This window comes from Pedobacter gandavensis (genome assembly GCF_032677645.1).
Classification (GTDB): Bacteria; Bacteroidota; Bacteroidia; order Sphingobacteriales; family Sphingobacteriaceae; genus Pedobacter; species Pedobacter gandavensis_A.
In genome coordinates this window covers 115,812-134,246 of record NZ_JAVTSB010000011.1, presented here as the reverse complement: position 1 = coordinate 134,246, position 18,435 = coordinate 115,812, and the positions used below count along the sequence as shown (strand labels likewise).

The window sequence follows — 18,435 nt, the reverse complement described above, 5'->3', positions numbered from 1 at the left end:
GTTGCATTATCTGAAGCCGTAACGCAAGACAGCAGAATACCTAACCTATTTACTAATATGCTATATTAGCGTATTCCAAAAATAGGTGCGGGACTGCTGTACACTTGTGATACGTAAGGCTTCAGAAACTTTTATGCAACCACGAGATGCAGTTCCGCATTTATTTCTGCATCTCCAAGGCTCATTAATTTCAAAATTATGAGCAATAGAAACAAACTCCGGTACAATCAGAGTACAGATAAGCAGATCCTAAACCCACACGTATTCATTTCAGATTTTTGTAGATATGAAATAGACATTGAAGCATTTCGCGCTGAAATTCTACTGCTGATCAAATCAGCGTGTACGAACAAACAGTATGGAAAAAGTGAAGAATACTTCTACAATTACAGGTGTTTACTGAAATTACTGGAAGCAGGTCACATCTTCTTTTGCAGGGACGCAAAGTTCTCTTTGCATTGTGATCCATGCACCCTCACACCTTGCGAAATAGACCTTAACAGGTATTACAGCACACTTATTACCACCCACTTTAAAACCCTTTCGGATAAGGAAATCAAAAACACCCAGTGCTTTTTTAAAGACTTTTTCAGCTTTATGAGCTTAAATGAATGGCGGTTGATATTTAGCCGGATTGTGGAATATGCCTACAGGAAGCCAACTATTGATGAGGTTTTAGAAGATGGAAGTGCAATGGTGGTTGTCAAGGAGTACATAGAAAAACTAATTGAAGTCATCTATCTGATTGACAGTAGCCAGACCGTTTTCTGCATCAATAATTCCACCACAACTGTAAACTAAATCAAAAAATGATAACTGCACTTAACACATGACAACATGGAAAAGCAAATTAGAAAATACAAGATCGATGAGTATCTATTCAATCTCAATGTATGGCAATACCGTAAAGCGATGCAGATTCTGCCAGACTTTTTAAGCATTTCACTAAACACCTTCCACAATTACCGTAGAATACTGGCAGAAAGCACACATGATATCCCGTATGAAAAAGTCATTCTGATGGAAAAACTGTTTGACTTTCAACAGGGGACATTAGCCTACCAGCATCCGGAAATTGAAAGTTTAAAAGTATGCTGATCGATGATTGAACCACTCCCTTTCCTTCAAGCCACGGTCTTTTCCGTAAACACCCCAGCAAAAACTGCGTGGTGGCCATGGGCTAAGGTGTTTTTGCAAGCCGCAAATGCGCGGAGGGAAACTCTTTTGCAAAAACACCTTTCTTTATTTCCCTTCTTAAATAAAGCATCCAGAAAGGTAGGATTCTAGCCAGAACCCTATATTCACTATTCTGTAACCTTCCTATACACTTAAGAGTCCTCGGGGGATTCTTACAACCCCGTTTGCAAAGCATACGAGCATAGAATAGGGCTACTGCCCAATTCCTGCTTGCTCCTTTCCCTAAAGAAGAAAAAGATATAACCACTACAGAGCCCAACTCTTATGATCTGCATTATCATTCAACAAATTTCATCCAGTCACAGTTAAGAATCTTGTAAAAGAATCTGATCTACCAGAGTTGAAATTTATACTTTTGTTTTTGCATCTTTATTGAAAGAGTACACTCGTCGAAATAATTCCATTTATACTTCAGTTCATATGAAACGTTGCTCCTTTCTTTTTTTCGTTATAATTCTGCTTTCAACATCTGTTGGCTTTGCCCAAAACAACCGCAATTCTTTGCCAGAAAATTTGAAGGAAGCGATTACATTTTTAAACACAGATTGTCCAGACAGTTTAAAAACGCTGATTAAAACGACTGAAGATGAAAATTTAAAAAAATTAGTCTATCCTTGGGGTGGTAAGTATATGACCCTATTCAATTGGAATTCTTCTGAAAACCCTGAACCAAAACTTATCCGTCACCTTCATAAAAAAGGGATTAACAATTTTATTGAAACCGTAATCTTAGTAGCCTTTAAGCAATCTCTGCTGGGTCAAATGCCCCATGAGGATGAAATCATCAAACCCTACCTTGAAATAGAAAATAGATGGAGTAAAGAAGATGCAATTCGAGCTACTACCGATACTTTAAGAGGCATTTACATTCCAAAAGATATGGAAGACTGCTTCCTACAGATCAATAGCTTTTGGTCGGACAGTACAAAAAAACAAGTTAAACAATGGAATGAAAATGAATTCACTGCAAAAGTTCATCTGGGCTTTGGTATGTGGCTACGCAACAATTGGCAACTCTGGCAAGGATCCAGACTTTCCGCTTATTTCAATTCTATGGGTGTAAACCATCCCGAAAGCATATCCGCCATCATTCTTACTAGCTATCATCGTAAGCTAACCGGAAAGGCTATTATGTTAGAAGAGCAAGTGAAATCCGAAAAGGAATTTTGGGAACAGGCAAAAGAAAAAGAAGAGGTAACCAAAAAAAACGAATACTTAACTTTCAAAATTGGCGATACGGTCTTATTTAAATACAATTATGGTTATAGTACCCCTGAGCAAGAAAACTCACACGACAATGATAGCTGTCAAGCAAAAGGTCTAATTTTGGACAAAAATGAAAAGAATTTCAAACTAAAAATCAAAGTATTAGAAAGCTGTGATAACATGGGTATTATCTATTACGATAACAAAAACACCCAAAGCTATAATATCAAAACAAAAAAATGGGAAAAACCCAATAAAAAAATTATCAATCTAATTAAAATAGTTAAGGAATACTGGAGCAATTATGAGGACTGGGAAGTAAACTACTAAAAGCACCCCTAAGAAATCATTCATTTAACAATATGACACTATTAAAAGGCACATAACAATTCAACTATTTACAATCTTTATTTTAGTAAAAAATGGAAAATCTTTTTAAATCAATATTAGATGAACAACTAAGTTCAGTTGAATTTGTACAAGATTATCTGCAGCTTCATTTTGATGGCAGTACTTTAACCTGCTATAGCTGGCCTAATATTATTAAAGGTTCCAAAAGTTTTAATTTTTATACTATAGGTTACCGTGACGCACTCTGTGAGATCATTACCGAAAGAGTAACTCGAGTATCACTAATTGAAAAAACTCAGTTAGATATCTTTTTCGAGAATGACCATCACGTTAGCTTGAGCTTGAAAAGAAATGACTTAAATGCTGGGCTAGCTGAGTTTATCTATTTTTTTAATGCCGAAGGAGAATGGTTTGTTTTAGATTAAACATACCTTTCAGTCGTCGGTTGTATTGCACAATCATCAGCAAAGGCATTCCAAATTAATCCTATCGGCACTAAGATATTCAAACTTAATTCACTACATTTATAGTATTGCATTTGCAGCAAAAACGTACAAAATAAAGGTGAGCGATTCGGTTAGTACCAGTTCAAAAACCTCCCTGATAAGGAATAAACGCTGATTTTCGCACTAGATGTGAATCCCAGCGGGATCACGAAAGCCTCAATGTAAATTGAGGCTTTTCAGTTTAAAATATATTCTATAAGTCGTTTCTTCAAAAAACAACAGATCATGTCAAACCATCTAAACATAAAACCCCTTGGGCAATTTTATAAATTACACAAAGGGTTTATTATCGTTAATTAATTTTTTCAACAGTGTGAGTCATTACGAAATGTTGATTACAATTTTACCAAATGCACCTCGAGATAAGTGCTGATATGCTTTAACAGCATCCTCCATTGGATAAACTGTATCAATAACGGGTTTAATAGCTAGATCATCAAACGCTTTGTTCATTTCTTCAAATGCCTTACGGTTTCCTACTGCAATACCCTGAATTTTAGTCTGTCTAAAGATCACTTCCATTAAGTTTAAGTTTGTAGTCTGCCCAGCCATAAAGCCGATCACCGAAATTTGTCCGGTAACCTTCGTTGCTTGAACGGAATCATTAAGACCTTCTCCCCCTACTACTTCAAGTAATTGATCGACTCCCTTTCCATTAGTCAACTTTTGAACTTCAGCAGCCCAATCGGTGGTTTTAATGTAATTTATCACCTCTTTAGCACCCAATTTGCGTGCACGAAGCCCTTTTTCATCACTACTAGTAGTCACGATTACTTTTGCTCCTAATGCGCTTGCAATCTGAATACCGAAAATAGATACACCACCAGTTCCCTGTATCAATACCGTATCACCTTTTTTCAATTTACCATAGGTAACTAAGGAGTACCAGGCTGTAAGCGCCGCAATTGGTAAAGTTGACGCTTCTTCATCTGTTAATGTGGATGGTGTCATTACTGCTGAATCTTCATGCATAACCATATATTCTGCAAGCCCACCAGGAAGTGGTGAACCAAAACAAAAGTCCGGTTCATTTGGACCTGGTGCCCCTTCAATCCATTTTGAATATAAATGCGAGGTTACGCGATCACCAATTTTAAATCTAGTTACACCTTCCCCAATTTGAACAATGGTACCTGCTGCATCAGAGACAGGGATCAATGGATTGGGGACCATGTCAGGCTCATAAATACCCTCAACAATTGCTTTATCTCTGAAATTTAAGGAAACTGCACCAACTTTAATTAGCACATCATGGGATCCCGGAGTCGGAATATTAATATTTTCCAATTTTAAGTTTTCTAAACCGAAGCCTTTTAACTGCCAGGCTTTCATTGTTATATTTTTTTGTGACATATTCTTTTCTATTTTACCAGACAAAGATCGACAATCAAAACTTATCAAAACAGGCTCAGATTAATACAATAAAATAGCATCAGTTCTAAAAAAGTAATCACAAACACATAAGATACAACACCTTAAACACATACATTAATTTATAAAACGACTACAACAAACCAAACAGTTATGAATGAAATTATCATTTCGTACCTTTGGAATCCATGATAGACAAAACATTTCGTTACGAAGAAGTAGCATCAAAGATTGAAAAAAGCATTTCAGTTTTGGGGTTAAAGACTGGAGATCGACTTCCTTCAGTAAGAAGAGTCAGTGCGGAACTTTCGGTTAGTGTCAATACAGTATTTCAGGCTTATGCTATTTTGGAAGCAAAAGGATTAATAATTTCAAGGCCAAAAAGCGGTTACTATATCAATTCATTTGCTGTAAAAACTTTAAGCAGACCTGATCATAAAAACTATGTTCCACTACCATCAACTATCGAAGTCAGTGCTATGGCAACTGCAATGATGAAAAACGCAAGGGAACATGGAATAATCAACTTTTCTATCCTGGCTCCGGTAAATGAATTTCTTCCCATCACAAAACTAAACAAAGCGGTTCAAGCATCTATGAAAGAGTACACAGGTGAAAGTTTCCAGTATCCACTAGTGGAAGGTCATCCCAGACTACTCAAACAAATTGCAAGGCGTACTTTTGAATGGAATCAAAGTATACCTCAAGACAATATATTGATCACCAATGGCTGTTTAGAAGCCATAAATCTTTGTCTCGATGCCTTGACAAAACCAGGGGACACTATAGCTATAGAATCCCCCACTTACCATGGAATCTTGCAAAGTCTTGAAGTAAGAGGACTTAAAGCACTTGAAATCGCAACAGACCCCAATACCGGACTTGTTTTAAAAGAATTAGAGCTTGCCCTAAACAACAATAAGGTTACCGCATGCATCTTCATGCCTGCTTGTCATCACCCATCAGGTGCAATGATGCCTGAGGAGAACAAAATTAAACTTGTCAAGTTGCTTTCTGAAAAGAATATTCCTTTAATTGAAGATGACTCTCTGGGGGAATTGTACTTTAGCATTAACAGGCCACTTCCAGCAAAGGCATTTGACAGTACCAACAATGTTCTTTATTGCTCCTCTTTTTCAAAATCTCTTGCTCCTGGTTTCAGAATTGGATGGGTATCCGCAGGTAAATACCATGCAAAGCTTTTAAAACTAAAATTCGGATCTAATATCTCAACCACAGGTCTCCTACAGGATGCAATAGGGCGGTTTTTAGAAAGTGGTCAATACGAAAATCATTTAAAAAAAATGCGCATTTCCTTTAAAGGGCAGGTCGTTAGATATACAGTAGCTATTAATCAATATTTCCCTAAGAATACAAAGATATCTACACCAAATGGAGGACTAAGCTTGTGGATAGAACTTCCTAAGGAAGTTGATGCATTACAACTCCAAAGAAAAGCCATTACAGAAGGAATTGGGATTTGCCCAGGACATATTTTTTCTACTTTGACATTTTTTCACAATTATGTTAGAATTAACTGTTGCCCATTATGGAATATAAAAATTGAAAATGCCATTAAAACGCTAGGGCGTTTATCACAAAAAATGATTGAATCAGGTTTATAGGACTCACCAAATAAGATTTATAGATAATTTGCAATCCCAAAAACAAGTTCAAAGATACTTGTTAGCTATTTATTTAAAATATTAAGTATCCAATTTAAACAGTCCATTGGTTCAACTAGAGACCATGAATGAGGATGTCTAGTTCCATCTAGTCGATATCCTTTCCCAATGGCCGATATAAATTCAGCTTCTTTATTTCCATTCAGATTTAAAAAATTAATCATTGCTGATAGATTTGCAGCATTCATATCATAATAATCACGGTTTCTTTCTTTAAGCGCCCATAAAACGTCAGGATCACAATACACCCTTACAGGCAGATGCTTTAAATACTTTGCATTGCCTCCGTCTTTCTGTGATCTGGAATACATCGAACATTGAATATATCTTTCAGGATGTTGATCGGGTTAAGCCAACTTTATCACCATTCATCGTAATATCTCGTTTCGATCTGTTATAAAGGTCTGCTAAATCAACAGGCGGATCAACGCCAAAAACTGCTACAGGAACTATTGAAGTTTTGTTACCATTAGCTTTTGACATTTCTGTATATCTTAAAGCAAGCATCCCACCCCCTGAGAACCCACCAATGACGAATTTATTCTTTGGAATAAGATATTGTTCAGCAACCTGATTAAAAGTAGCATTAAGAAAATCAAGGGCTAACTGATCATCATCTAATCCTCTGTCATTATTAATTGATAATACTATTGTTAAAACACCCTTTTCCGAAGCATACTGTATTAATTTTTTGTTACAGCTAATTACACTTTCTGCATTTTCACCAGAAGACGGAAGTAAAACCAAAGCACCTTTTACATTCACAGTTGGTACAATAGTATAGTAAAAAAGCGATTTGGAATTTCCGTCGTTTACATAGATATCCGTGCTGTCTAAAAATGTAGTAGTATGCTTTTTAAGTAGTTTTAAAAATGCATCATCGACATTTAAAAACTCGTCATCAATATAACTCCCTTCTAATTTAAGCCCCGTTGCAAAAGTTCTACTCCCTCCGCCTTGTAATACACCTTCAATAAAATTCCCTTCTATTTCTCCATTACCTAAATAAGTATATACGCCTTTGCCATGTGGTTTCCCTTTTAGCATTATTCCTGTATAGCGTGCAGATTCTTTACCCTTATTATACCAGATTAGGGTTCCTGAGCCGTTCGCAAAGTTACCTTTACAAGTGCCTTCCCATGTAACACTGTCTTGCAATGAATAATTTTCATCCCATACCTTACATCCTGTTTTTAAGTCTTTAATATAAGCTCCCGTTGCTTTTTGTCCAAATGTAATCAAGGAATTTAAGCAGATTATTAGTATGATTATGCATTTCATAGGAATTTAAAATGGATTTGAGTATGAGTTAGCAGCACAAATGTAATATTTTCCAGAAGCAAAATGATTAAATTTAGTTTAGCCCTAATAAGATTTGTTAATCCATTTTAATGAAAGAGAGATTATGAAAAACGCTGTTCCCATCTGCATAAGATATATGTCTGTCTTTCATTATTATTGTTATTACTTTTGTTACCTGGATGATGTGAAACGCCTTTTTACAATTCTTTTATGATCTTTATAATTGCGAAATTGATATAAAAATCTGCTGGCTTTATGCAAGCATTTTAGAGGAAGGTAAATTAGTGTTTTATTATTAAAACCATCAGCTGTTTTTGTTGTTTAGTTGGTATAAATATTATAACTAAGAGACTATGACTATTCAACTGAACACCGACAAAAACTTAACAATACATCAGGAATACGAAGAAAAAATTAAAAATCAAATCAATGAAGGCTTGGGGCTATTCGATGATTTAATCACCCGCCTGGAGGTACATTTATCTGACGAAAATGGAAGTAAGGAAGGCTTAGATGACAAACGTTGTTTATTGGAGGCAAGAATTTCAGGTAGAGAACCTGTTGCTGTCTCCAGCTTAGGAAACAGTTATGATTTAGCCCTTCATGGCGCCATTACCAAGTTAAAAAGCAAGCTAGAAACAATAGCCGGCAAACTTAAAACACACTAGGTAAACGTACTGAAATCGCGACCAGCTGGGATTGTAATCCCAGCTGGTCAAAGGTGTAGTTTTACCCGACAGCATGGTTTCCATATAAATTCTATCTATTTTAAAACAAATCATCCCGATTACAGTTAGAGAATAGCAATTATTGAAGTTTATTTATGGATTTTACAGTAGAATTAGAGGATATGGTGGCTATGATGGTTTCCATTATATGCGGTGGTGCAATAGGTTTTGAGCGAGAGTATAAAAATAAGTCTGCAGGTTTTCGTACCATAATTCTCATTTCCCTTGGCTCTACAATTTTCACCATAGTTTCCAGTCACGGAGCTGGAGCAGATGACCGAATTTCGGCAAATATCATCACAGGAATAGGCTTTATTGGAGCTGGTGTAATATTCAAGGACAAAATTTCTGTAAGGGGAATTACGACAGCTGCAGTCATCTGGACTTCAGCAGCTATCGGAATGACAGCCGGTATCGGTTACCATGCACTAGCCTTATGTCTTACGATCATCACACTAGCTGTACTCTTGATGGTCACCAAAGTGGAACGAATGATTGCTCAGCTTCAAAAGGAACTCATGTTAAACGTAACGTTCCGGAGTCCGGACTTCAATCAAATTGACCATCTTGAAAAGATCTTAAGCAGCAAAAACCTTTCTTTGGAACGTGTGGAAGTATCAAAGGAAAATGATCATCTCATGGCAGTATTCAAAGTTTCCGGTAAAAAAAAGTATTTGGTAGAAATGAATGAAACTCTTGCCACAATACCAGAAATTATAAGTTTTTCTTAAGCTATCTTTGTCTACCGATCTTGATAAGGGGCTTAAGTACAACGATCCGAAATCCCTGAATAATATTTATTTCTTATGTCCACTTTAAAACCTGATATCAAGATTTGCTTGATGCTACTGCTATTCCCCTTTGGACTCCATGCGCAAAATGCTGGAAATGTACTTCCTCAAAACAACCATGTCCTGGATACTGCAAAACAAACAGACTTGATTGATGTGGCCAAATCTCTTTTTCACATTAAGCCCGGAAAAATAAAGGAAAAAAAGGGAAAGCATATTTACTTTTCAATATTGCCTGTTGGCGCAACAGTGCCCGGGGGATCCGGGAGAGCTTTGATCACCAGCACTACTGCCGCTATGTATCTTGGCTCAAAGACTACCACCAATCTATCCACCGCAACTTTTACGCCTTACTGGAACTTTGGCAGCCGCTTTGGTCTTCCCATACGCAATAATATCTGGCTTCCGGATAATACCTGGCTGATACAGGGAGATACCCGTTTTTTGGTTTATCCTCAATATACCTGGGGCCTGGGTACCAAACGAGCTGAACAAGAAAAAGTGCTGCTAGACTACAAATACATCCGCTTTTACCAGAATGCATTGAAACAGATCCGCCCCAACTTTTACTTCGGACTTGGTTACAATCTGGATTATCGTTTTAACATCAAGCCTGAAAATGGAGAGATAAACCTGGCCAATTATACCGGTTATAAATATGGTACAGGCAGCAATTCAGTTTCCTCAGGACTGAGTTTAAACATGGTCTATGATACGCGCAGCAATGCCATAAACCCGTTGCCTGGTATGTACGCAAACCTGGTGTACCGGATCAATCCTACCTATTTGGGCAGCAACAATACCTGGAGATCTTTATACCTGGATGTCAGGAAATATATATCCATGAACAAGGACAAACCCAATCAGCAAAATTCCCTTGCATTATGGTCTTATTTATGGACTGCATTAGATTCCAAAACCCCATACCTTGATTTACCAAGTACAGGCTGGGATCCCTACAACCGTTCGGCAAGAGGAATAGACCAGAACCGCTATAGAGGAAAAAGCCTGTTTTATCTGGAAAGTGAATACAGGCGTGACATTACCAGCAATGGTCTTGTTGGATTTGTGGTGTTTGCCAACGTCAATAGTGTTAGCGGAGAATCTCAAGGCTTATTTTCTTCCTGGAAACCAGCTGCAGGAACCGGACTCCGCCTGAAATTTAATAAAGGATCCAATACCAATATTGGCATTGACTATGGGATGAGTAAGGGCTACAAAAGCTTCTCGTTTAACCTTGGAGAGGCATTTTAACTGGTAATCACTGTGCGCTATCCTGGCGCTCTGCTCCAACTTTTTTTTAGTTGTTCAACAGAAAATGGTTTCAGTAAAAAAACATCAAGATATCGTACAAAGCAAACATCGCACGCGACTCATTTCTAAAGCTATTTATTGTAAGCTCTTTTATCCTACTCTTTGTACTCAACATGTTTTTGGGAACTAAAGAAGATTATGATAGAATAATTCGAGAACACATGTGGTCCCGCGTTTTCGCAAAAGGTCTTGTTTTCGTAATTATTCATTCCGTAGCCGTATTGGTTCTTTTTATAGTCTGCAAGGTCTGCAAAGTATTGTTCAATAGAAGGACGTATGTATGGTTAATAGCAATTCATTTATTTATTCTAATCATTTCAGTAACCATACTTCTTTAAGATCTCATTTTTAAGTTGCTAAACCATACTACATGTTTGTACTTCAAAAGTAACAAATAATGACTTTGATTAACATGAGGCCCAACCCATCTCTAATTCTGAGTGAATACACATTACACCTACGGCAGGTACTTAATGTTTTTAATAGAAATGTGTTCAACGACACTCTTTCATTTGAAATTGACTGTACTTCAATGCCTAAATTTGAACAAAAGGGATATGAAAAATCTGCCGAATTTAAGGCTTTGATATCGACGTTGGATGGTAACGGTAGAAACGGTGACCCAGCTGTATACTGGTTTGAGATAATCTCGATACACACAGCTAAAGACATACATCACATCCATACGCTCAATTCAGAACTGGAAAAATTGGTTTTCATCCTGGCCTCTCATTTCAAAAGGAAAAGGCGCAAGAAATTCTTGCGCCTTTTCCTTTAAAATATTTGTCGAATTAAAAAGACCAATCCCCTCACCAATTTTAAAAATTATTGAGGTAGGTAGAATTCACAGGTGATATATACATCACATCACCAACGGCCCCCTTTCCTTCAAGTGTAAAATCAGGATTATTAGAAAGGTTACCTGATGTTTTTGTAAACATGCGCACCTTATAATTAGCGCCCACCTTAGTGCCTATCATTACATAATTATATTTGAAAGCAGCGTCTGGTGTTGAAGAATATTTCCGATGGCGAATAAAGGTAATTTCCTCCCCAGCAGGCACAGTAAATTGCAACTGCTCATTTTGATTTGATAGATTTCTGGACCAAACCTGATTCCCTAATGTAAAATATAGAATGTTCTCATCATCAAGTATCAAAGTATAATTAGTAGCATTATATAGTTTTTCAGTAGCTTTTATCGTATCAGCTCCTATTGTGAGCTTTGGAAATGCAGGAGTAAGTGAAGCCAATAATTTTACCGACGGATTAGTTTTATCACGTAAAATAGCATAACCAGTATAAGGAGAAGCCGTTTTTGCACCCATAAACAATAAAGTCTTGTTATTATTATTTACATTAATTTTAGTATTGACTCCATCTGTAAGCAGGTTTAGCACCGTAGCAGTAGTTGCGCAAGAAACAAAGGAACTACTCATTTCATCGAAAAAAATCGGGTTTTGCCCATTACCCATCATGAAATATTTAGATAACCTATATGGAGTATTCACACCATCCTTTATCCTTCTCCCGCCAAAATGCCCAGTATTGGTTGATAAATTGGTATTAAGTGAATAAAGCTGTCCATCATTTACAATATAGAGACCACCAAGAGCGCCCCAGGTAACAGTGCTTGGCACTTTAACGGTCGGTGCTTCATAAAATAGGTTGTTAAAACTATTTAATTCTTTCAGAGAACTAATATCCACTACGCTTAAATCCTTATCACTCATTAAAAATAAAGAACGATAATTAGCATATGTTCCTGTAGGGTTTGTTCTGTAGTTGTATTGAAAATCTAAAAGTGATGCTTTACCATTGAGTTTTTTACTATTGATGACACTATAGACATTTTCCACTTTATCATCAGGGATAATACCAACGGATGACTTGAATAAATCAAGATCTGTGGAACTGCCGTCGTCTTTTAAAACATACCAGCCACGAGAAAATTGGGTTCCAATTTTCAAAGAGGAGATCACATATTTAGAAACACCAGTTTTTTTGTTTTTTGCACCGAAAACTAATACCCACGTTTTAGGGCTTTGTTTAATTTGATAATCAATAGCCTTCGTTTTAGCGATGGTATCGATTACAATAGCGCCTGAAACAAAGCTATCATAAATACCCCAAAAACACTCAAAATCAGCATCTTTATCCGTAGAAAGCACCTCAGGATCAATGGTAATCCTATCTACTGCAGCAATTTTTGTATAGGAACTTTCTATACCATTGATCGTAATAGCTTCTTGGGGTGCATAGTTGTAATTACCCTTATCTTTTGAACAGCCGAAAATAAAAAGCGCTACTACCAGGCTTAAAATTGTATATATTCTTTTCATTATATTTAATCTTAAGAATTATGGAAATACGACCAAATCACCAACCTCATCTCTTAGCGGATTGCCCGGGTGGGCAATATTATAATTTATCAAAGCTGCCTTAATCACCGACATATAATACATAATGCGGGAAGGATCGGGCAAAAGTGGATCTTGAAGCACACTCATAAACTCCTGGTCCCAAATCTCTCCAGTTTTGTCTATCATAAACTTGTGCTTTACCGTACTATACTTACCATAATAGGTATTTTGATAAATCCCCCCCCAGGCTGCAGGCTTATTAATGCGATCGGTAAAATCAAGTCTTCGCCACAGGTAGTTCGCCTCTCCTTTTTTAAAATTCTCATTTTCAACCACATTAACCCTAAGTACTGCATCAGCTGTTTTTAGAGAGACATCTCGTAACATAATCACAGGAACCCGGCTATGAACCTGACCGGCTTTTATGACAAGACTTTTGCTCACACCGGGATCATCGAATGAAATAAAATGTACGCCTGGAACCGCATTGCTTACCCCATCCACCTGTACTTGTTCTAGTTTAAAACGACGATCTTTTGAAGATGTCCCTCCTATAGCATAAATATCAAAAAACACGGTATCCTGGAGAACATCTTCACTTTTGTAAAAAAAAGTATAGGTACTAAGCGCACCAGCCGCAGCAGCACCCGGCTGATAGATGGCCGATACAGGCGGGCCAAACTGTAAGGTTGCCAAATCATTAAACAAGAAAGGTTCTTCTTTACAAGAAGCCATGGTCATCAAAACCAGCGCAACTAAAAAATATTTTGTTTTCATCATTTCAAGCATTAATTAAGGGTAGCACCTTCTGTTTTAGGCATTGGAATTAAATAATTAACGGTCGCATCACCTGGAACGAACAATATATTGGCCTTTGGTGCATTTAACCGTTTATAGGCAAAAAATGCCTGGCCTTCTGCGTAAAACTCCTTGCGATACTCATTAAGAAGTACATTTTGAAGCAGAGAATGATCTGAAGGCAAAGTAGTTTGTTGTATATTACGTGTGGTACAGAAAGCCGTCCATAGTGCCTGGGCATCTCCAGCTTGTGTTGATTCAATCGCGATCATATACATTTCACTAATCCTCAATAAAGGAATTTGCTTAAAGTTTTTACTTGATTCATCAACTTTATATTTCTTTAAGACATAGCCTTGTGCTATACTTTGAGGCAGGTTAATTAATTCCCAAAGGTTTACCTCACGAATATCTGTTCCTGTATTGCCATAAAGCTGTGAATTAATAACCGAATTGTCGCTGCCCTTTCTCAGTACACCATTGGCATATAGTGAACTGTATTTAGTATACAAAGCAAAGTCATCCAGGCCAAAAATATGTTCACAAGTCAATACGTAATCCTTAGCAGCCATGTCGCCGGCCAGCCCTAAACGGAATGTTGGATTACCCTTTGCATCTTTAGCATCAATAACAATTTTGGCACATTCATAAGCTTTTCCTTGATTCTTGAACCACAAATAAGCACGTGCCTGCAATGCCTTTACGGCATAGTAGTTCATTTTCAAATTACGGTACGCAAAGTAAGCATCTGTGGGAATAACGTTTTTAACAATGGGATCAATATCTTTCACCAATCCTTCTGCATCAGTCAGGTCTTTTAATAAGGCTTCCTGAAAAGCGGAAAATGATAAAAGTGGATTCGGCGTTTTAGACAAGTGAGTTACATAAGCTAGCTTGTTTCCAGTATTAATATCCGTTGGAATAGGGCCAAACAAGCGAAGGATATCCAGATGGCAATAGGCACGCAGTGCCAAGCATTCCGCTTTAATCGTCTCGTATACACCCGGAGTTTTAAAAACATATTTATTTTCATCCACATGATCAAGAATGGAATTTATGCCTGCAATAACCTTATATTCGGCACTGTATATTGCAGACAATGAACTTTCAACACCTGCATCCGTATAATTAAAGCGGGCTAATTTATAGGCAACACTTGTACTGATTGTGGCATCCCCATCCCAATTGGAAATGGGATACTCTATGGTCGTCATCGTCATCGCTCTTCCGTACAAATTAGCTCCTTTCATTTGGATGTATATCCCGTTTAACGCATCTTTAAACCCTCCTTCTGTTGAAAAAAGCACCTCTTGGGTCATTTCAGTTTTAGGGTTAACGTTTAAATAATCTTTGCAGGATGTATTTGTTAATGCCACTAATAGGAGCATAACAATGATATATTTTAGATTTTTCATATCCTTAATTATTAAAATGTGGTATTTATGCTCAATGAAAATTGTCTGGAGAATGGATATTGTATTCCGCGCTCTTGTTTTACTGTCGAGAAGTAGAATGCATCAGCTACACTTAAAGAAATCGATAGCGCTTCAACACCTAATTTCTTGCTTAAGTAACCGTTATTGTACTGTAGATTGATATTCTGACAATTAATCGTGTTTTCATCCTTAACAAATCTGGACGTCTTGTTGGTTGCTTGTGTAACCATTAGACCTTTAAACTCCACGATATCTCCAGGAACTCTCCAACGGTCGTTGTACACCCTGGCATCTACATTATACGTGTAGTCTGCGTTCTCCACTTTATTGATAAGTGTCTGGTTGTAAAGCTGTCCACCGAAACGAAATCCAAAGGACATGTTTAGCGACAGGTCTTTATAACGAACCATTGAACTTAAATTACCCTGGATTTTCGGGTCTGTTGACCCTACTGCCGCGAGGTTAGCTGGATCCCAGGTATAAGTATGCTGCCCGTCTTTAGCTACATAAAGTTCTTTACCTGTACTTGGATCAATACCCAAAGATGGAACCACCCATATGGTATTAGACGAATATCCTTCTTTAAACAGCGTACTTGGCGTAGGTCCTGTAGAGTTTTCGATTGCTTTTTGAGCGTCTTTTAGTGCTTGTGAAATTTGAATGATCTTGTTTTTATTGTGCATTAAGGCCGTAGTGACACTCCAGGTAACTGCCGAATTGCGCACAATGAATCCTGTAGCTCTCAGTTCAAATCCCTTATTATTCATCTTACCAATATTTTCGATATAGCTTGTAAATCCATTTGAAGCGGGTAGGTTTACGGAAGAAACCAGATCGTTTGTTTTTTGGATATAGTAATCTGCCGTTAATTTCAGGCGCGAATCGAGAAATTCAGCATCTATACCCAAATCATATTTCATGGTCTGCTGCCACTTCAAATCCTTGTTACCCAAGCCTATTAAATAAGCGCCATTCGAGTTGACGTAACGATCATCAGTATAATAGCGGTAAGAAGAAAGTGCCTGATAGGGACTAAAGTTCTGAGAGCCTGTAGGGCCTACAGATCCACGGAGCTTTAGGCGGTTAATGGCATTCAAACCTTTAAAAAACGCCTCATTATGAATATTCCAACCTGCTCCTATTGACCAAAATGGTGCAAAACGTTTATTGGCGCCAAATTGGGATGAACCATCTAAACGGAATGAACCATCTACGAAATAGCGGTTATCATAAGTATAATTTACGTTACTGGTAACCCCGATCGCTCTTACTAAACTTTCCGATCCGGTAGGCCTACCATCTTTGGCATACTGTTGTGCCATGGAGATTAAATCAAAATTTGGATTAGTAAAACCTTCTGCAAGAAAACCATAATTCGAAGATTGATTTTGGCGGATATTATAATCCAAACCACCGAAGATGGTGTGTTTACCATTTATCGTTTTAAAATAGCTTAAGTTCAGGGCCCCATCATAAGACAAATTACTGCCTACACCATAGTTGTAGTCTCCCTTTCTAAAAACATCAGCATCGCTATAATTTGCAAAAGCCGTATGCTCTGCTGGTCTGAATTTATCGCTTTTAAGCTCCGTTTTGGTAATCCCAATTCGTCCCCTCATCACTAAATCTTTATTAATTTGCCATTCAACAGAGGTGTTATTGGTAAGTTCTGAAGTACTAGACTTATCGAAAGTGTTTAGAGTCGCGTTATAGAGCGGATTAGTTGGTAATGTAGACCAACGACCTGTGTAATCAGCATTTCCAGGATCACCTAAAATTTTAATTACATCTCCATTTTCATCATAGGCCTTCCAATAAGGATTTAATTTAACATAATCGCTAAAGTTTCCATAAGGCGAATTGGCTGAACTACCTTCTGATAACATTAAGTTATTACTAAACTTCACTTTATTATAAGTATAAGCGAGGTTAATGGTTCCATTATAGGTTTTGCGCTTAGATCCTTTCATTACGCCTTGAACATCATTCATTTGCATGGATGCCGAATAGCGGAAGGCTTTATCACCTCCTTCTAAACGCAGGTTATGGCGTTGACCCACCCCCGTATTTAGCGGCTTAGATAGCCAGTAGGTATCCACCCCACTATTTACATCAGTTAAAAGAAAGCTGTAATAACGTTTAAGGGGAATATCATAATCAGGTCTTTCGCCATTATACAGCCCCATTGTATTTTCCAGCGCTAGCTTTTCTTTTGCATGCAAAAGGTTATAAGCACTTAAATCAGGCATCTCGATGTTTACATCACCACGATAAGAAACACGAAGTTTCCCTTCTTTTGGAGCTCTGGTGGTAATCACAACTACCCCATTTGCGCCTCTGGAGCCATAAATAGCAGTCGCCGAGGCATCCTTTAAAATCGTAAGCGATTCTACCTCATTCGAATTCATGTCCAATAATTTCTGCAGCGTGGTTTGAAAACCGTCGAGGATGATTAATGGAGTGTTTAAAGCCACACGAGACTCATTTTGCAGATCATCTACATTGGGCAAACTTGAATTCCCTCTGATTTGGATTTCAGGTATACGGTTCGGATCGGTACCAAAGGAATTGCTCTCAATGATATTGAATGAAGGATCCACATTACGAAGAGAGGTAATGAGGTTACGATTACCAAATTGCTCCAATTCTTTAGCGGAAACGGTTGTTGAGGCACCGGTAAAACTTTTATCTACCTTTTTAAAGATACCTGTTGATATTACAACTTCATTCATTGCAGTAACATCTGGCGTAAGCTTTACATTTACCACCAACGAATTGGCACTTAAAATAATTTCTTTGGGTTTATATCCCATGAAAGAAAAATTAAGTACATCTGCATCATCATTTACTTTAATAGAGTACCTCCCATTTTTATCAGTACTGACTACTGCATTGGTTTTCTTACTCCTTACGGTTACTCCGGGTAGCCCCTCACCCTTTTCGTCGGTTACAGCACCTGAAACAATGCGCTGTTGGTTGGCAACCGATATAGGTGTTACCACAATCATTTTATTTTCAATCTGATATTGAAATGGTTGGTTTGCAAAGGCTATTTTTAGCGCTTCTCTAACTGGAACATTATTGAGGTCTAAATCAACAAGTCCTGCGGTTTCCATTATTCGATCGCTATAAATAAAATCATAACCAGTTTGCTTCCGAATTTCTATAAAAACGCTCACCAAAGTGGCTCTCTTTCTCTTTAATGTAACGTTATGACCGTAAGTACTTGCACTAACTTCCAAAAAACTAGCCGTTAGTAATAAAACAATTAATTTCATTACCAGCAACGTTTTAACCATACCGGCAGATGGCCTGCATAGTTTAAGGTAAAAATTCATACATTAGAATTGGTTTAAGGGTGGATAACCATCGGTATTCCACTGTTTT

The 18,435-nt window shown here is 37.5% G+C and carries 15 protein-coding genes; 8 read left to right on the top strand and 7 right to left on the bottom strand.

Going from position 1 to position 18,435, the window contains the following annotated elements:
- The first annotated feature begins 198 nt into the window (after positions 1-198).
- From R2Q66_RS18425 to R2Q66_RS18410, 4 genes are all read left to right on the top strand, one after another.
- Positions 199-801, top strand: a complete 603-nt coding sequence (locus R2Q66_RS18425; RefSeq protein WP_316751757.1) for a hypothetical protein — start codon at positions 199-201, stop codon at positions 799-801.
- Positions 802-837: 36 nt separating this feature from the next.
- Positions 838-1,098, top strand: a complete 261-nt coding sequence (locus tag R2Q66_RS18420; protein WP_316751755.1) for a hypothetical protein — start codon at positions 838-840, stop codon at positions 1,096-1,098.
- A gap of 519 nt (positions 1,099-1,617) precedes the next feature.
- On the top strand, positions 1,618-2,733 hold the full coding sequence (locus R2Q66_RS18415) for a DUF6794 domain-containing protein (protein ID WP_316751752.1): 1,116 nt from the start codon (positions 1,618-1,620) through the stop codon (positions 2,731-2,733).
- Between the two features lie 92 nt (positions 2,734-2,825).
- Positions 2,826-3,179: a hypothetical protein gene (locus R2Q66_RS18410; protein WP_316751750.1), complete on the top strand. Its 354-nt coding sequence runs from the start codon at positions 2,826-2,828 to the stop codon at positions 3,177-3,179.
- A gap of 402 nt (positions 3,180-3,581) precedes the next feature.
- Here the strand turns inward: R2Q66_RS18410 and R2Q66_RS18405 are convergent, their stop codons facing one another.
- Positions 3,582-4,592 (bottom strand): NAD(P)-dependent alcohol dehydrogenase, encoded by a 1,011-nt coding sequence (locus tag R2Q66_RS18405; protein ID WP_316751748.1) that lies wholly within the window; start codon positions 4,590-4,592, stop codon positions 3,582-3,584.
- A gap of 227 nt (positions 4,593-4,819) precedes the next feature.
- Between R2Q66_RS18405 and R2Q66_RS18400 the strand changes: the two genes are divergently transcribed.
- Entirely contained in the window at positions 4,820-6,256 is a 1,437-nt protein-coding gene (locus R2Q66_RS18400) for a PLP-dependent aminotransferase family protein (RefSeq protein WP_316751746.1), read from the top strand.
- Between the two features lie 65 nt (positions 6,257-6,321).
- Here R2Q66_RS18400 and R2Q66_RS18395 read toward each other — a convergent pair whose 3' ends face one another.
- Both R2Q66_RS18395 and R2Q66_RS18390 read right to left on the bottom strand, forming a co-directional pair.
- On the bottom strand, positions 6,322-6,627 hold the full coding sequence (locus tag R2Q66_RS18395) for a hypothetical protein (RefSeq protein ID WP_316751743.1): 306 nt from the start codon (positions 6,625-6,627) through the stop codon (positions 6,322-6,324).
- Positions 6,628-6,646: 19 nt separating this feature from the next.
- Complete coding sequence (locus R2Q66_RS18390) at positions 6,647-7,558, bottom strand: hypothetical protein (RefSeq protein WP_316751740.1); 912 nt, start codon at positions 7,556-7,558, stop codon at positions 6,647-6,649.
- 413 nt (positions 7,559-7,971) lie between these two features.
- Here R2Q66_RS18390 and R2Q66_RS18385 point away from each other — a divergent pair, with 413 nt between their 5' ends.
- The 3 genes from R2Q66_RS18385 (at position 7,972) to R2Q66_RS18375 (ending at position 10,391) form a co-directional block, all read left to right on the top strand.
- Complete coding sequence (locus R2Q66_RS18385) at positions 7,972-8,286, top strand: HPF/RaiA family ribosome-associated protein (RefSeq protein WP_316751738.1); 315 nt, start codon at positions 7,972-7,974, stop codon at positions 8,284-8,286.
- A gap of 155 nt (positions 8,287-8,441) precedes the next feature.
- The gene (locus R2Q66_RS18380; RefSeq protein ID WP_316751736.1) at positions 8,442-9,077 is read left to right on the top strand and encodes an MgtC/SapB family protein; all 636 of its coding nucleotides are present in this window, start codon (positions 8,442-8,444) and stop codon (positions 9,075-9,077) included.
- Positions 9,078-9,188: 111 nt separating this feature from the next.
- Complete coding sequence (locus R2Q66_RS18375) at positions 9,189-10,391, top strand: BamA/TamA family outer membrane protein (protein ID WP_316751734.1); 1,203 nt, start codon at positions 9,189-9,191, stop codon at positions 10,389-10,391.
- An 878-nt stretch (positions 10,392-11,269) separates the two neighbouring features.
- On the opposite strand, the gene R2Q66_RS18370 is transcribed toward R2Q66_RS18375, so the two are convergent.
- From R2Q66_RS18370 to R2Q66_RS18355, 4 genes are read right to left on the bottom strand one after another with little or no spacing between them, the layout of a single operon-like run.
- The gene (locus tag R2Q66_RS18370) at positions 11,270-12,793 is read right to left on the bottom strand and encodes a PKD-like family lipoprotein (RefSeq protein ID WP_316751732.1); all 1,524 of its coding nucleotides are present in this window, start codon (positions 12,791-12,793) and stop codon (positions 11,270-11,272) included.
- 18 nt (positions 12,794-12,811) lie between these two features.
- Positions 12,812-13,594 carry a DUF4843 domain-containing protein gene (locus tag R2Q66_RS18365; RefSeq protein WP_316751730.1) on the bottom strand — a complete coding sequence of 261 codons (783 nt, stop codon included), beginning with the start codon at positions 13,592-13,594 and terminating at the stop codon, positions 12,812-12,814.
- Positions 13,595-13,602: 8 nt separating this feature from the next.
- Positions 13,603-15,027 (bottom strand): RagB/SusD family nutrient uptake outer membrane protein, encoded by a 1,425-nt coding sequence (locus R2Q66_RS18360; RefSeq protein WP_316751728.1) that lies wholly within the window; start codon positions 15,025-15,027, stop codon positions 13,603-13,605.
- Positions 15,028-15,038: 11 nt separating this feature from the next.
- The gene (locus tag R2Q66_RS18355; RefSeq protein ID WP_316751726.1) at positions 15,039-18,326 is read right to left on the bottom strand and encodes a SusC/RagA family TonB-linked outer membrane protein; all 3,288 of its coding nucleotides are present in this window, start codon (positions 18,324-18,326) and stop codon (positions 15,039-15,041) included.
- Positions 18,327-18,435: the final 109 nt, after the last annotated feature.

What these genes read in the sequence shown, in the direction of transcription:
- R2Q66_RS18425 (WP_316751757.1), top strand. Translation starts at nt 199, where the DNA reads ATGAGCAATAGAAACAAACTCCGGTACAATCAGAGTACAGATAAGCAG.
- R2Q66_RS18420 (WP_316751755.1), top strand. Translation starts at nt 838, where the DNA reads ATGGAAAAGCAAATTAGAAAATACAAGATCGATGAGTATCTATTCAAT.
- R2Q66_RS18415 (WP_316751752.1), top strand. Translation starts at nt 1,618, where the DNA reads ATGAAACGTTGCTCCTTTCTTTTTTTCGTTATAATTCTGCTTTCAACA.
- R2Q66_RS18410 (WP_316751750.1), top strand. Translation starts at nt 2,826, where the DNA reads ATGGAAAATCTTTTTAAATCAATATTAGATGAACAACTAAGTTCAGTT.
- R2Q66_RS18405 (WP_316751748.1), bottom strand. Translation starts at nt 4,592, where the DNA reads ATGAAAGCCTGGCAGTTAAAAGGCTTCGGTTTAGAAAACTTAAAATTG.
- R2Q66_RS18400 (WP_316751746.1), top strand. Translation starts at nt 4,820, where the DNA reads ATGATAGACAAAACATTTCGTTACGAAGAAGTAGCATCAAAGATTGAA.
- R2Q66_RS18395 (WP_316751743.1), bottom strand. Translation starts at nt 6,627, where the DNA reads ATGTATTCCAGATCACAGAAAGACGGAGGCAATGCAAAGTATTTAAAG.
- R2Q66_RS18385 (WP_316751738.1), top strand. Translation starts at nt 7,972, where the DNA reads ATGACTATTCAACTGAACACCGACAAAAACTTAACAATACATCAGGAA.
- R2Q66_RS18380 (WP_316751736.1), top strand. Translation starts at nt 8,442, where the DNA reads ATGGATTTTACAGTAGAATTAGAGGATATGGTGGCTATGATGGTTTCC.
- R2Q66_RS18375 (WP_316751734.1), top strand. Translation starts at nt 9,189, where the DNA reads ATGCTACTGCTATTCCCCTTTGGACTCCATGCGCAAAATGCTGGAAAT.
- R2Q66_RS18370 (WP_316751732.1), bottom strand. Translation starts at nt 12,793, where the DNA reads ATGAAAAGAATATATACAATTTTAAGCCTGGTAGTAGCGCTTTTTATT.
- R2Q66_RS18365 (WP_316751730.1), bottom strand. Translation starts at nt 13,594, where the DNA reads ATGATGAAAACAAAATATTTTTTAGTTGCGCTGGTTTTGATGACCATG.
- R2Q66_RS18360 (WP_316751728.1), bottom strand. Translation starts at nt 15,027, where the DNA reads ATGAAAAATCTAAAATATATCATTGTTATGCTCCTATTAGTGGCATTA.
- R2Q66_RS18355 (WP_316751726.1), bottom strand. Translation starts at nt 18,326, where the DNA reads ATGAAATTAATTGTTTTATTACTAACGGCTAGTTTTTTGGAAGTTAGT.